The organism is Altererythrobacter aquiaggeris (genome assembly GCF_037154015.1).
GTDB classification, from domain to species: domain Bacteria; phylum Pseudomonadota; class Alphaproteobacteria; order Sphingomonadales; family Sphingomonadaceae; genus Aestuarierythrobacter; species Aestuarierythrobacter aquiaggeris.
Window position 1 is genome coordinate 1487134 of sequence record NZ_JBANRL010000001.1, and the last position, 13741, is coordinate 1500874.

A 13741-nucleotide genomic window follows, 5' to 3' on the forward strand; every position below is an offset into this window, starting at 1 on the left:
AGTCAACCACCAGAGTATTTCATAGTAGGGATAGCCAAGGTTGCCGCTATTGCGCTCCACTTGGTCCAATCAATTTGAGTCTCGAAGCCGTTCATTTCGTGACCTAGCGCCGTATAGGAGCGACGAGTAAGGCCGGATGAGTGGTCCAAAGTTTCGGCAATTTCGTAATTTTTGTCGACCCACGCGATGCCAGCTCGGCTGATCCGATATCTCGTCGGCAATCGACCGACGCCTGTAATCAAACCGGTCGCTATCAATTCGAAGATCTTGTGCTCGACGTCGACTCGATCGACCGATGGCCGGAAGCTGTCCGCAATCTCCGACGAAGAAAGCTCCATACGGATTTCGTCAAGTTGATCGTGCAACCTCAACAATACTGAATCCTTATCGAACGATTCAGGCGCTTTAACACTCACCCCAACATCCCCACGAACTTCTCAAACAGGTAGAAGCTGTCCTGCGGCCCCGGACTTGCTTCCGGGTGATATTGCACGCCAAACGCCTTCTTGCCCTTCACCGCGATGCCGCAATTGCTCCCGTCAAACAGCGATACATGCGTTGCCTCGACGCTATCGGGCAAAGTGTCGCCATCGACCGCGAAGCCGTGGTTCATGCTGGTGATTTCCACGCACCCCTTTTTTGGGCCGTCCTCCAGCCGTTTGACCGGATGGTTCGCGCCGCGGTGGCCCTGATGCATCTTGGTGGTCTTCGCGCCCGTCGCCAGCGCCAGCATCTGGTGGCCCAGACAAATGCCGAACAGCGGCATATCCGCCGCCAGCAACGCCTTGATCACCGGCACCGCATAGGCTCCCGTGGCCGCCGGATCGCCGGGGCCGTTGCTGAGGAACACGCCATCAGGCTGATGCGCCATAATGTCTTCGAGCGAGGATTTGGCGGGCAGCACCGTGACCCGCGCACCCGCCTTCACCAGATTGCGGAAAATGTTGTCCTTCGATCCGTAATCAACCGCGACCACGTGCGGGCGGGCATCGCGCGGGCTGCGGGCATAGCCGGTGCCCAGCGTCCAAGATCCGCCTTCCCAGCCTTCCTGCTTTTTGCGGCTGACGCGCTGGGCGAGATCCATCCCTTCCAGCCCCGGCCATTCGGCAGCGCGTTTTGCCAGCGCGGCTACATCGAATTGTCCATCGGGAGAGTGCGCGATCACCGCATTGGGCGCGCCCGACAGACGGATGCGGCGGGCCAGTGCGCGGGTGTCCACGCCGGACAGGCCGATCTTGCCCTGCCCGGCCAGCCAGTCTGAAAATTCGTGTTCTGCGCGGAAATTGCTGCTGGGCGTCACCGCCTCGCGGGTGATACAGCCGGCCGCTGCCCCCCCGTCTTTGGCAACTGCGCTTTCCACATCTTCGGCATTCGCGCCGACATTGCCGATATGGGGAAAGGTGAAGGTGACGATCTGCGCGGCGTAGCTGGGATCGGTCATCACTTCCTGATATCCGGTCATCGCGGTGTTGAAGCACACTTCGCCCACCGCTTCGCCCGCTGCGCCAAAGCCCATGCCCCAGATGGCCGTCCCATCGGCCAGAACCAGCACACCTGTCGCGTCTTTAGGGCGTGCAGACGAAGAGGCGGTGTCGGCCATAAGAGGCGCTCCGAGTTAAGGGTTTTCCGGCGATGTCGCTAAGATGTGGCAGCTATTACCCTCCCCCGATTCCGTCAAGCTGTCCAAAGCCGAATTAAGCCGCTAATCCCCGCCCAAGAACAATTTGTCTCAATTCATCGACGGGAATGCCAAATAATGCTGCGCGACGACATCAAGACCGCCACGATTACTTCCATGAAGGCCGGCGACAAGGAACGCACTGCCACGCTGCGCCTGATCGGCGCCAAGATCAAGGATCGCGATATCGAACTGCGCACCACCGCCAAAGATGTCGATGACCAAGCGATGGTGATCGAAGTGTTGCAGAAAATGGCGAAACAGCGCCGCGAATCGATAACCATGTTTGAAGAAGGTGGCCGCACCGAACTCGCGGCAAAGGAAACCGGCGAACTGGCTGTAATCGAGGAATTTCTGCCGAAACAGATGAGCGAAGCCGACACCAGGGCCGCGATCGAACAGATAAAAACCGAATTAGGCGCTGATTCCATTAAGGATATGGGTAAAGTTATGGCGGAACTAAAGTCGCGCCACGGGACTGAACTCGATATGAGCAAAGCCAGTTCGCTGGTAAAGGAGAGCCTTGCATGAAAAGATCAGTTCCGTTTTTCGCCGTTACAGCCGCGCTGGCATTATCTGCCTGTTCGGGCGCCGACGATAACGAGGCGACCGACCTCGATACCGCCAATACAAAAAGCGAGGCCGAGGCAATCGCCGCATCCTTGCAGGCGGGCGATTTCATCGATCTGCAGCTTGGCGCAAAAATCGTCGGACCGCAGGGCCCCGAAGTTGAAGGCGCGCTGTCGAACGATGCGGGCAATTTTGCCGATATCCGGTCCTATGTCGCCTGCCCCGCAGGAATGGAAAGCTGCGACCGCAAAACCGCGCCGGAAGGGACGGTTTTCACTTATGTCCATGTGGTTTATCCCGGCGAAGACAACCAGTCCGACACGGGTAGCGGACAGGCCAACACATCCTCCGACATCGAAGCGGCGACTGCTTTCAGGATGACGATGCCGGCCCACGGCTTCACCGGCGCAGCAGGATATTCGAAAGCCGAAGCGATGAGCGCAATCGGCGCTAAAGCCGATGTGGTGATCACTTGCGACAAGGGTGCAATTGTCTGGACCGTCAGCGCGGGTGATGGCGGCAACCAGTGGGAACAGGCGGAGCCGCTGACGTTCTACTGGCAATCGACGCTGCCGCCTGCGGGACCGTCTGACGCCTACGCAATCCACGCCAATTACACCACGGCGACGGGCCCCGGCCCCTATCCCGCAGCAAAAGCCGGCGCGACCAACACCTGCGGTTGATATCCGCACCCGAAATCTGCGGATAGCAGACTTGTAAATCAGCCCGTGGCCGCCCAGAAAGCGGCCATGGCGCTTTCCCCGCAATGGCTTGATGAATTACGCGCAAGGACCACGCTGTCCACGCTGATCAGCCGCACGACCAAGCTGCAAAAGGCCGGTCATGAATGGAAAGCGTGCTGCCCTTTCCATGACGAAAAATCACCCAGCTTTACGGTCAGCGACCAAAAGGGGTTCTACCACTGCTTCGGCTGCGGCGCGCACGGCGATGCCATCCGCTGGATGACCGACCAGCGCGGGCTCGCCTTTATGGATGCGGTAAAGGAACTGGCCGCAGAGGCCGGGATCGAAGTCCCCGCCGCCGACCCGCGACAGGCACAGCGCGCAGAACAGCGCGCCAGCCTGCATGATGTGATGGCAGATGCACAAAGTTTCTTTGAAAAATGCCTGTTGGAACCGGTTGGCGAAAAAGCGCGTGAATATCTGGACGCGCGCGGGTTTGGCCAACATACCGCGCAGCGCTTCGGGTTTGGGTTCACGCCCGACAGCCGCAACGCAGTCAAACAGGCGCTGTCGCAGCATGATCAGGCGATGCTGGTCGAATGCGGCCTGCAGATCGCGGTAGATGACCGCGAGCCTTATGACAGGTTCCGCGGCCGTTTGATGCTGCCGATCCACGATGCCCGCGGCCGGGTCATCGCATTTGGCGGCCGCATCCTCGACGCGCAGAAAAAAGATGCGCCTAAATATCTGAATTCGCCCGATACTCCGCTGTTCGACAAGGGCCGCACGCTGTATAATCTGCACCGCGCAGGGCCCGCGTCGCGGCAGACCAGGCGGATGGTTGTGGTCGAAGGGTATATGGATGTTATTGCGCTTGCCGCTGCGGACATTCCCGATGCTGTTGCACCGCTTGGCACCGCTCTTACCGAACGCCAACTCGAACTGCTCTGGCGGATGGTTGATGTTCCGGTGCTGTGTTTTGACGGTGATGCGGCAGGGCAGCGTGCGGCTATGCGTGCGGTCACACGCGCGCTGCCGATGCTGCAACCGGGCCGCTCGCTGTCCATCGTACGGTTGCCGGGCGGCATGGATCCGGACGATGTGATCAATCGCCGCGGCGTGAAGGCGCTTGAAGCCCTGCTCGCCAAACCTGCGTCGCTGCTGGACACTTTGTGGGAATACGAACGTGATGCACAGCCGCTGGACACACCCGAAGCCAAGGCGGGATTGAAGCAGCGCCTGATCGAACACACCGAAGCAATCGAGCAACAGGATATCAGATCGCTGTATCGGCGCGATCTGCTCGACAGATTTTCGGAGTTCGCTTTTCCGCCCCGCCAGCAGCGCGAATTCAAACCGCATGGCGGAGCAGGCGGCAGCTTTCAACGCGGTAAACAGTTTCAGCCGGCCAAACCGCGACTTTCTCCACAGGCTGCAGCGCGTCTGCGCGCGGTGGTGGATGGCGGCGCGCGCGATACGCTGTCTGCCGCCGTTTTTGCCGGACTTCTGCGCTTCCCATCGTCTATCGAACAGCATTCCGAAGCGCTTGCGCGGCTTGCGCGGTCGGAACCTGGTCTCGCGCCCGCGATAGAAAGTCTGTTCGAAGCTGCCGAAGCCCTTGACCCTGCGGGCGTAGCGCCCATATCGGACCCAGTCGGACCATCGACGCCGCCGGATAACACCCGCTTCACCTTCCTGATGGAAGGGACCGATCCAGGCGCAGCACGAGATGATTTGGCAGAGGCTGTCGGAATGCTGGTCGAACGGCCGGCTCTGGCTGCGGCGCTTGCCGCCGCGACACAGCGGTTCGAAACCGATCCCGAAGGCGCCTTTGCCGAACAACAGCGGCTGCTCAAACGAAAGCTGGCATTCGAGTCGCGACTCGGGCAAATGGCAGGCAAACGCGCGCTTCTTGGCGCACAGGAATCAAACAGTCCCGAAGGGCCGGATAGCCGCCCCGAAGGCAGTGAAACAGATTGAAGCGTAATCCATGGCGACTAAACAAGAAGATGCCCCGTTGATCGAGCTCAAGGGTGCGGCAATCAAGAAGCTCATCACCAAAGCGAAGAAACGCGGCTATGTCACTTATGACGAGCTGAACGAAGCGCTGCCGCAGGATCAGATGACATCCGAACAGATCGAAGACGTCATGGCTTCGCTTTCCGAAATGGGCATAAATGTCGTGGAAAACGACGAAGAAGCCGAAGCCGAGGCTGAAAAGAAGAATAACGGACCGGCCGAAATTGTCGGCAATGAAGGTGCCGCGACCAAAAAACCTGCTGCTGCCGCGGTGAAGAAACCTGCCGCAACCGATCGCACCGATGACCCTGTCAGGATGTATCTGCGCGAAATGGGGGCAGTCGAACTGCTCAGCCGTGAAGGTGAAATCGCGATTGCAAAGCGGATCGAATCCGGCCGCGACACGATGATCATCGGCCTGTGCGAAAGCCCGATCACGTTTCACGCAATCATCCAGTGGTCGCAGGCACTCAACGACGAAGAGATGCAGCTTCGCGAAATCCTCGATCTTGACGCGATGCTTTCGAAAGAGCCTCCGGTCGATAAGATGGAGGAGGAAAACGAAGCCGCCGATGATGGCGAGATTTCAGAGGAAACCGCCGGCCCCACCATCCGTGACGACGATGAAGTCGAAGACGAAGACGATATCGACGGCGACGATGGTGACGGCGAAAAGAAGAAAAAGGACGATGACGACGAGGAAGAGGACAACACGCTCTCGCTCGCGCAGATGGAGGCCGCGCTCAAGCCCGAGGCGCTCGACACTTTCGACCGCATCACCAAGCTGTTCAAGAAATTCCAGAAGATCCAGGCCGAACGCGTCGATATCATGGGCGAAGGCGAAGACTATCCTGCGGCCAAGGAAAAGAAATACGAGGCGATGCGCGAGGAACTGACCGCCGAGGTCGAAAGCGTCCAGTTCCACGCCACAAAGATCGAATTTCTGGTCGATAATCTCTACGCCTTCAACCGCCGCCTGACCGCACTTGGCGGCCAGATGCTGCGCCTTGCTGAACGTCACAAGGTCAAGCGTTCCGACTTCCTCGCCTCGTATATCGGCAATGAACTTGATGACAGCTGGCTGAAAGACAACGCAAAAACCGACAAGAAATGGCAGGCGTTTGCCGAAAAAGAGGGCGATGCGGTCGAACGCATCCGCGCTGAAATCGCCGATATTGCCGCCAACACGGGCATGAGCCTGGAAGAATTCCGCCGCATCGTGAACATGGTGCAAAAGGGTGAGCGCGAGGCCCGGATAGCCAAGAAGGAAATGGTCGAGGCGAATTTGCGTCTGGTTATCTCTATCGCCAAGAAATACACCAATCGCGGCCTGCAATTCCTTGATCTTATCCAGGAAGGCAACATCGGCCTGATGAAGGCGGTCGATAAATTCGAATATCGCCGCGGTTACAAGTTCAGCACTTATGCGACCTGGTGGATCCGTCAGGCCATCACCCGCTCGATCGCCGATCAGGCACGCACGATCCGTATTCCGGTCCATATGATCGAGACGATCAACAAGCTGGTGCGCACAAGCCGACAGTTCCTGCACGAACAGGGCCGCGAACCGACACCCGAAGAAATGGCCGAGCGTCTTTCGATGCCGCTGGAAAAGGTCCGCAAGGTGATGAAGATCGCCAAGGAACCGATCAGTCTGGAAACACCCATCGGTGACGAAGAAGATTCGCATCTGGGCGATTTCATCGAGGACAAGAACGCGATCATTCCGGTTGACGCCGCCATTCAGGCCAACCTGAAAGAAACCGTTACCCGCGTGCTCGCCTCGCTCACTCCGCGCGAAGAACGCGTGCTGCGGATGCGTTTCGGCATCGGGATGAACACCGATCACACGCTGGAAGAAGTCGGGCAGCAGTTCTCGGTTACTCGCGAGCGTATCCGCCAGATCGAGGCGAAGGCGCTGCGCAAGCTCAAGCACCCGAGCCGGTCGCGGAAAATGCGCTCGTTCCTGGATCAGTAAAGGTTAGGCGGGCCTAACGGTTAAACGGCCACACCAGCTGTTTCAGATAACCGTCCGGCGCGCGGCCCTGCAATCCCGTATCCCGATGGCCATTGATCATCGGGCAGGTATTTCGTGCCGAAAAGTCGGTCGAGCAATGGCAAATGCACTGTAAAGTTCTTGTCGATAGCCTTCTGTTCGCGCGCGTGATGCCAATGGTGAAATCGCGGCATCACGATCAGTCGCTCCAGCCAGGCGAGCCGCGGCGCGAAGTTGGCATGGATAAACACAGCATGGACCGATACGAAGCCGAGATAGGCAAACACCGCTCGCTTGTCGAAGCCCAGCAAAACCAGCGGCAGCAATACCAGTCCGCGCGTAACGATAACATCGACAAGATGCAGGCGCGATCTCGCCAACCAGTCCATTGATCTTACCGAATGATGTACCCGGTGAAAACGCCACAGGACGGGGATGCGATGGAACGCGCGATGGACCCAATATTGCGTAAAGTCGGCAAGCACCAAACATATGATGAATTGCACAGGTAGCGGCATCATGATGGCGAATTGCCGCACCTCTGCGACCGCCAACATTCCGCTTAGATTTATGACGGACAACAGCACCAGCACAGACATCAGTTGCACAAGCGCGTGGTTCATGAAAAAATACTGGGTGTCGGTAAGCCAATCCGTCGGAATGCGCCTTGATCGCGCTTTAGCGGGAAAGCACGCTCCAGGGGCACAAACAGCGTGGCAGTGGAGAGTGTGCCAAGCACAAACCAGTCAAGACCGAAATAGATCGAATTGCCGGACGAATTGCCCAGCGGTGCATCGCCTGCACCAAGCGCTAGTGCAGCAGCGGCAAGCGATAGGCCGGTTATTCCAAGCGCCTTTTTGCGCCGCAATAGCATCGATAACCCGGCCAGCAGAAGAGCTGCGAGAATACCCAGATCAATAGCCCAGCGGACGAGTTCAAGAGGATAGCGGTCCCTCAACTCCGGCATGGTCAGCCATTGCGGAAACCGGACAGCAAATATCGAGCAAAGTGCGAGAATGCCCAGCACGACGGACAGAATCCCGCTGACCCATCCGCTGCCAAAACTGCGGCGCCGATCATCCCCGAAAAAGGAGTTGAGGTATTCTTCAAAATTAGCGGTCAACCCCGGTCCCTTCGCGTGAAGCGCGATCGTCGGAGTGCCTGATCCGTGAATCGCAAGAAAACCAAAGTCCGGGGGTGGAGAGAATCAAAGCCAATGCCTATAACCCTGATATGAAAATCGCCGTTGCTTCCGATCATGCTGCGCTCGACCTGAAGGCCGAGCTTTGCGAGTGGCTTATCGAACAGGGACACGAGGTCGCTGATCTTGGCCCGAATACGCCCGGCAGCGTCGATTATCCCGACTTTGGCTACCGGCTCGCAGCTGTCGTGGCAGATGGCACGGCGGAACGCGGCGTCGCGCTATGCGGTTCGGGAATTGGCATTTCCATTTCGGTCAACCGCAATCCCGCCGTGCGCTGCGCGCTCGTGTCGGAACCGCTTTCCGCCGCACTTGCCCGTGAACACAACGATGCGAATGTCATCGCGATGGGCGCGCGCCTGACGGGCAGCGATATGGCAAAGGCGTGCCTGACTGCATTTATCGATACCGGTTTTGCCGATTCCCTCCCCGGCGGAACCGGGCGCCACCAGCGCCGAGTCGACAAGCTCTCCAATCCAGAGGTTTCATAGAATGGCAACCCAGCCCGAAGATACAGTACGAAGCCCTATCCATCGCTTCTGGCATGATGACCTGGCCAAAGCCGATCCTGAAATCGCTGCGGCCATCGATAACGAACTTGCGCGTCAGCAGGACAAGATCGAGCTGATCGCTTCGGAAAATATCGCCTCGACCGCTGTTCTGGAGGCCGCCGGCAGCGTTTTCACCAACAAATATGCCGAGGGTTATCCGGGCAAGCGTTACTATGGCGGCTGCGAATATGCCGATGTGGTGGAAACACTCGCTATCGACCGGGCGAAAGAATTGTTCGGCTGCGAATTTGCCAACGTCCAGCCCAATTCGGGCAGCCAGATGAACCAGGCCGTGTTCCTTGCCCTGCTCGAGCCGGGTGATACTTTCATGGGGCTGGACCTCAATTCAGGCGGCCACCTGACGCATGGTTCGCCCGTCAACATGTCGGGCAAATGGTTTAATCCTGTCGCTTACGGCGTGCGCAAGAATGACGAACGCATCGACATGGAAGAAGTTGCGGCCACCGCGCGCGAACATAGACCCAAGCTGATCATTTGCGGCGGCACTGCATATTCGCGCGTTTGGGATTTCCCCCGTTTCCGCGAGATTGCCGATGAAGTGGGCGCTTATCTGCTATGCGATATGAGCCATATTTCGGGCCTGGTCGCGGGCGGCGCGCATCCCAATCCCTTCCCCCACGCGCATGTTGTGACCACAACCACGCATAAAAGCCTTCGCGGGCCGCGTTCAGGCGTTATCCTGTGGAATGACGATGAATTGACAAAGCCGCTCAATATGGCGGTATTCCCCGGATTGCAGGGCGGCCCGCTGATGCACGTCATCGCCGCAAAGGCCACGGCTTTCCGCGAAGCATTACGCCCGGATTTTAAAACCTACGCTCATGCGATTGTCGAAAATGCGCGCGCATTGGCTGCCAGTCTGGAGGAAAACGGGCTTCGGATCGTTTCCGGCGGCACGGATAACCATTCGATGCTGGTCGATCTGACTGCGAAAGATGTGACCGGAAAATCGGCCGAAAAGGGCCTCGACCGCGCCTGGCTCACCTGCAATAAAAACGGCATTCCGTACGATACGCGCAGTCCGTTTGTCACCAGCGGCATCAGGCTTGGTAGTCCGGCCGGCACCACGCGCGGGTTTGGCCCGGCCGAATTTCGAAAAATTGGCGCTCTGATCGCGGAAGTTGTAGAAGGTCTTTCGACAAACGGCCCCGAAGGCGACGCTCAGGTGGAAGAACGCGTCCGGACCCAGGTGGCCGAATTATGCGCAGCATTTCCGGTCTATCCGGGCCGATAACAGAGAGAAGAATGATGAACGACGATATGAACCGCGATCCAGACGGCAAGAATGACTGGGTCGAAACTGCAAAAACCGAACTGTCCGGCATGGCCAAGGAAGGGATGCATCATCCCTCGACCAAGCCTGTTCTGACCGGTGCTGCCGTGGGCGCCTTGGCAGGCGCTATCCTGCCTGTCATCAGCCTTCCGATCGGGCTGATCGCGGGTGCCGGCTTTATGTTTTACAAACGCATCAAGAAATAAATGCGCTGCCCGTTCTGCGCGCATGACGATAGCCAGGTAAAAGATTCGCGACCGACTGAAGACAACACTGCGATCCGGCGCCGCCGGCAATGTGAAGGGTGCGGGGCGCGCTTCACCACGTTCGAGCGTATTCAACTGCGCGAAGTCACCGTGATCAAAAGCGCGGCCAATGGCGATGTCCGCAGCGAAGCATTTGATCGCGGGAAAATCGAACAGTCGGTGACCCTCGCCACGCGCAAGCGCGGCATAGCGCAGGAAAGGCTTGACCAACTGGTGTCTGGGATCCAGCGGCAGGTCGAAACGGCTGGCGAGAACGAAATCCAGTCCACGCGAATAGGTGAAATGGTCATGGACGGCCTGCGCCAGCTCGACAGTGTTGCCTATATCCGCTTCGCCAGCGTTTATCGCGATTTTACCGAAGCCAGGGATTTCGAGGAATTCGCCAGTTCCGTACAGGAAGCTGGCACGAAGAAAAGCGATGGGTAGCAAGGCCGATCAGCCGGTTATCGTGCTGGTTCGCCCGCAACTGGGCGAAAACATCGGTAAGGCAGCGCGCGCGATGCTCAACTTCGGGCTTACCGAAATGCGGCTGGTCACACCGCGCGATGGCTGGCCGAACCCGTCCGCCGGCCCCGCCGCTGCGGGCGCCGACGCAGTGCTGGACGGTGCAAAAGTCTATGCCACGACTGCCGAAGCTGTGGCCGATTGCGCGCATGTCTATGCGACCACAGTCCGCAAACGCGGCGTTACCAAGCCGGTCGTTACGCCCGAACAGGCCGCAAATGAAATTCGGGGAGCCGAGGGACGATCCGCCTATCTTTTCGGCCCGGAACGCAGCGGGCTGGACGTGGATGACGTGGCGCTTGCCCGGTCGATCCTGACCGTCCCGATCAATCCGGATTTCCCGTCGCTCAATCTGGCGCAGGCGGTAATCCTGTGTGCTTATGAATGGTCGAAAAATCGCGCTTTGGTGCAGCCGACCGCGGAAGATATGCTCGCCCCCGCGCCCCAAGAGCACCTTGAGGGTCTGATCACACATTTCGAAGATTTGCTGGAGCCATGCGGATATTTTTTCCCGCAAGACCGCGAGCCGGCGACGCGCCGGACATTGCGGACCGTGCTTACAAAACCGGGCTGGAACCACCTCGAAGTGCGGACAATGCGCGGGGTGCTGAACCATCTGGGCCGGAAATTGCGCCAGAATGCGGAAAATTAGGCGCGGATCGCATCCCATTCGTCCAGTTCGTAAGCGATAGACGCTTCTACAAGCCGGTCCCATATGTCCGCAATTGCATCAGCGGGCAGGCCGCGTAATTCAGCGGTGCGGCGCACGGCGTCGATGACGGCAGCCTTGCGCGTTTCATCGCGCACTGTACCGCGGTCCTGCTTGATCCTGGCAGCGGCGCGCATATATCCGAAACGCGTGGAAAGCAGCGCGACAAGCTCTCGGTCGAGCGCATCGACACCGTTGCGCACGTCCGCCATATCGGCACAATCTTCGGGGAGTTTGACAGCTTCTTCCATGCGCGGTCCTGTGGCGCGAAAGCGCGCCTTTGTCGAGAGCGCCGCGCACCAAAATGCACTGCTTGACCTGAACGCCAGACAGGCTATACGCGCGCCTTCGCAATTGGTCCCGCATCCCGGTGAAGCGGTGGCCGCGCCATGCAATATCATGGCGGAGCGATACCGGGTTAAAGCGTTACCAACGGGTAGCGATAGCATTTTGGAGACATTCGATGTCGAAGCGTAAAAGCTCGAAGCATAAACTTGACCGCCGCATGGGCGAAAACATCTGGGGCCGTCCCAACAGCCCCGTAAACCGCCGTAATTACGGCCCCGGCCAGCACGGACAGCGCCGTAAGGGCAAGGTTTCCGACTTCGGCCTTCAGCTGCGCGCCAAGCAAAAGCTCAAGGGTTATTACGGCGATGTCACGGAAAAACAGTTCCGCCGCACATATACCGAAGCGACCAAGGTCAAGGGTGATACCGGCCAGAACCTGATCGGTCTGCTCGAGCGCCGTCTGGACATGGTGGTTTACCGTGCAAAGTTCGCTCCGACGATTTTTGCCGCCCGCCAGATCGTCAGCCACGGCCACATTCTGGTGAACGGCGTCAAATGCAACGTCGCGTCACGCCGCATCGATGTTGGTGATGTGATCAGCCTGAGCGCCAAGGCGCAGGAAATGGCGCTGGTTATCGAAGCCCAAAGCCTGCCCGAACGTGAAATTCCCGATTATGTCGCGCCCGATGGTAACGACAAAGTCAGCTTCACCCGCGTACCGAAACTTGATGAAGTGCCTTATCCGGTAACGATGGAACCCAATCTGGTTGTCGAGTTCTACTCGCGCTAACCGGTTACGCACCAAATACAGTCAAGAGGGCGGTCCTGCGGGGCCGCCCTTTTTGTTTAGCCCAGATAATCCGCACGGAACCTTGCCGCAAATGCGGCAAACCGCTCATCGCCGATCGCGTCCCGCATGGCCTGCATCAGTTGCTGGTAGAAAGTCAGATTGTGTTCGGTCATCAGCATCGCGCCCAATATTTCACCCGATTTTTGCAAATGATGCAAATAGGCGCGGCTGTACCGGGAACAGGCCGGACACGGGCAGCTTTCGTCCAGCGGCGCCAGATCTTCGGCATGGCGCGCATTGCGTAGGTTGAGCGGGCCCTGCCAGGTAAACGCCTGGCCATTTCTGCCTGAACGGGTTGGCAAAACGCAATCGAACATATCGACGCCGCGTTCCACCGCGCCCACCAGATCGTCGGGCTTGCCCACACCCATCAGATAACGCGGGGCGTCCTGGGGCAGTTGTCCCGGCGCGAAATCAAGCGTCGCGAACATCGCCTCCTGCCCTTCCCCCACGGCCAGCCCGCCAATGGCATAGCCATCAAAGCCGATACCGCGTAGCGCGTCTGCACTATGCCTTCGCAAATCTTCGTCGAGCGCGCCCTGCTGGATGCCGAACAGCGCAGAAATTTGCGCATGATTGCCGCCATCATCAAACGCGTCGCGGCTGCGCTGCGCCCAGCGCATGCTCATCTCCATCGAGCGCGCGATCACATCGCGCGGTTGATCCGCGCGCGGGCATTCATCAAATGCCATGACGATATCGGACCCGAGCAGACGCTGGATCTCCATCGATCGCTCAGGCGTGAGCATATGCTTGGAACCATCAAGATGGCTGCGGAACTGGACGCCGTCCTCGGTCAGCTTGCGCAGATCCGACAGGCTCATCACCTGATAACCGCCGCTATCGGTCAGGATCGGGCGATCCCAGTTCATGAATTTATGCAGCCCGCCCAGCTTGGCAAGCCGTTCGGCGCCCGGCCGCAACATCAGGTGATAAGTGTTGCCAAGAATAATATCGGCGCCGGTGCTGCGCACATTCTCCGGCTTCATGGCTTTCACTGTCGCAGCGGTCCCCACGGGCATAAATGCTGGCGTGCGGATCGTGCCGCGGCGCATCGTGATTGCCCCGGCGCGCGCGGCGCCATCAGTCGCCGAGATTGAAAAATTAAAGCGCGATGTCATGGCCGGCGCAT

17 protein-coding genes are annotated in these 13741 nt (G+C 58.7%); 11 read left to right on the plus strand and 6 right to left on the minus strand.

The window, feature by feature from the left end:
• Nucleotides 1–2 precede the first annotated feature (2 nt).
• Complete coding sequence (locus WFP06_RS07280; protein WP_336986554.1) at nucleotides 3–416, minus strand: hypothetical protein; 414 nt, start codon at nucleotides 414–416, stop codon at nucleotides 3–5.
• The gene (carA, locus tag WFP06_RS07285; protein ID WP_336986555.1) at nucleotides 413–1600 is read right to left on the minus strand and encodes a glutamine-hydrolyzing carbamoyl-phosphate synthase small subunit; all 1188 of its coding nucleotides are present in this window, start codon (nucleotides 1598–1600) and stop codon (nucleotides 413–415) included. The genes WFP06_RS07280 and carA overlap by 4 nt, the downstream gene beginning before the upstream one ends.
• Nucleotides 1601–1756: 156 nt before the next feature.
• Between carA and WFP06_RS07290 the strand changes: the two genes are divergently transcribed.
• The 4 genes from WFP06_RS07290 (at nucleotide 1757) to rpoD (ending at nucleotide 6928) form a co-directional block, all read left to right on the plus strand.
• Nucleotides 1757–2209 (plus strand): GatB/YqeY domain-containing protein, encoded by a 453-nt coding sequence (locus tag WFP06_RS07290; RefSeq protein WP_336986556.1) that lies wholly within the window; start codon nucleotides 1757–1759, stop codon nucleotides 2207–2209.
• Nucleotides 2206–2931, plus strand: a complete 726-nt coding sequence (locus WFP06_RS07295; RefSeq protein WP_336986557.1) for a hypothetical protein — start codon at nucleotides 2206–2208, stop codon at nucleotides 2929–2931. The genes WFP06_RS07290 and WFP06_RS07295 overlap by 4 nt, the downstream gene beginning before the upstream one ends.
• A gap of 66 nt (nucleotides 2932–2997) precedes the next feature.
• Nucleotides 2998–4911 (plus strand): DNA primase, encoded by a 1914-nt coding sequence (gene dnaG, locus WFP06_RS07300; protein WP_336986558.1) that lies wholly within the window; start codon nucleotides 2998–3000, stop codon nucleotides 4909–4911.
• 10 nt (nucleotides 4912–4921) lie between these two features.
• Nucleotides 4922–6928: an RNA polymerase sigma factor RpoD gene (rpoD, locus tag WFP06_RS07305; RefSeq protein WP_336986559.1), complete on the plus strand. Its 2007-nt coding sequence runs from the start codon at nucleotides 4922–4924 to the stop codon at nucleotides 6926–6928.
• A 20-nt stretch (nucleotides 6929–6948) separates the two neighbouring features.
• Here rpoD and WFP06_RS07310 read toward each other — a convergent pair whose 3' ends face one another.
• Nucleotides 6949–7569, minus strand: a complete 621-nt coding sequence (locus WFP06_RS07310; protein ID WP_336986560.1) for a sterol desaturase family protein — start codon at nucleotides 7567–7569, stop codon at nucleotides 6949–6951.
• Entirely contained in the window at nucleotides 7566–8069 is a 504-nt protein-coding gene (locus WFP06_RS07315; RefSeq protein WP_336986561.1) for a hypothetical protein, read from the minus strand. The genes WFP06_RS07310 and WFP06_RS07315 overlap by 4 nt, the downstream gene beginning before the upstream one ends.
• 110 nt (nucleotides 8070–8179) lie before the next feature.
• Between WFP06_RS07315 and WFP06_RS07320 the strand changes: the two genes are divergently transcribed.
• From WFP06_RS07320 to WFP06_RS07340, 5 genes are read left to right on the plus strand one after another with little or no spacing between them, the layout of a single operon-like run.
• Nucleotides 8180–8638, plus strand: a complete 459-nt coding sequence (locus WFP06_RS07320) for an RpiB/LacA/LacB family sugar-phosphate isomerase (protein ID WP_336986562.1) — start codon at nucleotides 8180–8182, stop codon at nucleotides 8636–8638.
• A gap of 1 nt (nucleotide 8639) precedes the next feature.
• The gene (gene glyA, locus WFP06_RS07325) at nucleotides 8640–9953 is read left to right on the plus strand and encodes a serine hydroxymethyltransferase (protein ID WP_336986563.1); all 1314 of its coding nucleotides are present in this window, start codon (nucleotides 8640–8642) and stop codon (nucleotides 9951–9953) included.
• Nucleotides 9954–9964: 11 nt separating this feature from the next.
• Nucleotides 9965–10198 (plus strand): hypothetical protein, encoded by a 234-nt coding sequence (locus WFP06_RS07330; protein WP_336986564.1) that lies wholly within the window; start codon nucleotides 9965–9967, stop codon nucleotides 10196–10198.
• Nucleotides 10199–10684 (plus strand): transcriptional regulator NrdR, encoded by a 486-nt coding sequence (nrdR, locus tag WFP06_RS07335; protein WP_336986565.1) that lies wholly within the window; start codon nucleotides 10199–10201, stop codon nucleotides 10682–10684.
• Nucleotides 10677–11414, plus strand: coding sequence for an RNA methyltransferase (locus WFP06_RS07340; protein ID WP_336986566.1), 738 nt, complete (start codon nucleotides 10677–10679; stop codon nucleotides 11412–11414). Before nrdR ends, WFP06_RS07340 begins: the two co-directional genes overlap by 8 nt.
• On the opposite strand, the gene WFP06_RS07345 is transcribed toward WFP06_RS07340, so the two are convergent.
• Nucleotides 11411–11722: a chorismate mutase gene (locus WFP06_RS07345; RefSeq protein WP_336986567.1), complete on the minus strand. Its 312-nt coding sequence runs from the start codon at nucleotides 11720–11722 to the stop codon at nucleotides 11411–11413. The two genes, WFP06_RS07340 and WFP06_RS07345, sit on opposite strands and share 4 nt — an antisense overlap.
• Here WFP06_RS07345 and WFP06_RS07350 point away from each other — a divergent pair.
• Together WFP06_RS07350 and rpsD are read left to right on the plus strand one after the other, a co-directional pair.
• Nucleotides 11721–11948, plus strand: coding sequence for a hypothetical protein (locus WFP06_RS07350; protein ID WP_336986568.1), 228 nt, complete (start codon nucleotides 11721–11723; stop codon nucleotides 11946–11948). The genes WFP06_RS07345 and WFP06_RS07350 overlap by 2 nt on opposite strands.
• The gene (rpsD, locus tag WFP06_RS07355) at nucleotides 11935–12549 is read left to right on the plus strand and encodes a 30S ribosomal protein S4 (RefSeq protein WP_336986569.1); all 615 of its coding nucleotides are present in this window, start codon (nucleotides 11935–11937) and stop codon (nucleotides 12547–12549) included. Before WFP06_RS07350 ends, rpsD begins: the two co-directional genes overlap by 14 nt.
• A gap of 56 nt (nucleotides 12550–12605) precedes the next feature.
• Here the strand turns inward: rpsD and tgt are convergent, their stop codons facing one another.
• A complete protein-coding gene (gene tgt, locus WFP06_RS07360) occupies nucleotides 12606–13730 on the minus strand; it encodes a tRNA guanosine(34) transglycosylase Tgt (protein ID WP_336986570.1) in 1125 nt (374 codons plus the stop codon).
• Nucleotides 13731–13741 lie beyond the last annotated feature (11 nt).

What these genes read in the sequence shown, in the direction of transcription:
- carA (WP_336986555.1), bottom strand. Translation starts at nt 1,600, where the DNA reads ATGGCCGACACCGCCTCTTCGTCTGCACGCCCTAAAGACGCGACAGGT.
- glyA (WP_336986563.1), top strand. Translation starts at nt 8,640, where the DNA reads ATGGCAACCCAGCCCGAAGATACAGTACGAAGCCCTATCCATCGCTTC.
- rpsD (WP_336986569.1), top strand. Translation starts at nt 11,935, where the DNA reads ATGTCGAAGCGTAAAAGCTCGAAGCATAAACTTGACCGCCGCATGGGC.
- tgt (WP_336986570.1), bottom strand. Translation starts at nt 13,730, where the DNA reads ATGACATCGCGCTTTAATTTTTCAATCTCGGCGACTGATGGCGCCGCG.
- dnaG (WP_336986558.1), top strand. Translation starts at nt 2,998, where the DNA reads ATGGCGCTTTCCCCGCAATGGCTTGATGAATTACGCGCAAGGACCACG.
- WFP06_RS07350 (WP_336986568.1), top strand. Translation starts at nt 11,721, where the DNA reads ATGCGCGGTCCTGTGGCGCGAAAGCGCGCCTTTGTCGAGAGCGCCGCG.
- WFP06_RS07310 (WP_336986560.1), bottom strand. Translation starts at nt 7,569, where the DNA reads ATGAACCACGCGCTTGTGCAACTGATGTCTGTGCTGGTGCTGTTGTCC.
- WFP06_RS07345 (WP_336986567.1), bottom strand. Translation starts at nt 11,722, where the DNA reads ATGGAAGAAGCTGTCAAACTCCCCGAAGATTGTGCCGATATGGCGGAC.
- nrdR (WP_336986565.1), top strand. Translation starts at nt 10,199, where the DNA reads ATGCGCTGCCCGTTCTGCGCGCATGACGATAGCCAGGTAAAAGATTCG.
- WFP06_RS07340 (WP_336986566.1), top strand. Translation starts at nt 10,677, where the DNA reads ATGGGTAGCAAGGCCGATCAGCCGGTTATCGTGCTGGTTCGCCCGCAA.
- rpoD (WP_336986559.1), top strand. Translation starts at nt 4,922, where the DNA reads ATGGCGACTAAACAAGAAGATGCCCCGTTGATCGAGCTCAAGGGTGCG.
- WFP06_RS07330 (WP_336986564.1), top strand. Translation starts at nt 9,965, where the DNA reads ATGATGAACGACGATATGAACCGCGATCCAGACGGCAAGAATGACTGG.
- WFP06_RS07320 (WP_336986562.1), top strand. Translation starts at nt 8,180, where the DNA reads ATGAAAATCGCCGTTGCTTCCGATCATGCTGCGCTCGACCTGAAGGCC.
- WFP06_RS07290 (WP_336986556.1), top strand. Translation starts at nt 1,757, where the DNA reads ATGCTGCGCGACGACATCAAGACCGCCACGATTACTTCCATGAAGGCC.
- WFP06_RS07295 (WP_336986557.1), top strand. Translation starts at nt 2,206, where the DNA reads ATGAAAAGATCAGTTCCGTTTTTCGCCGTTACAGCCGCGCTGGCATTA.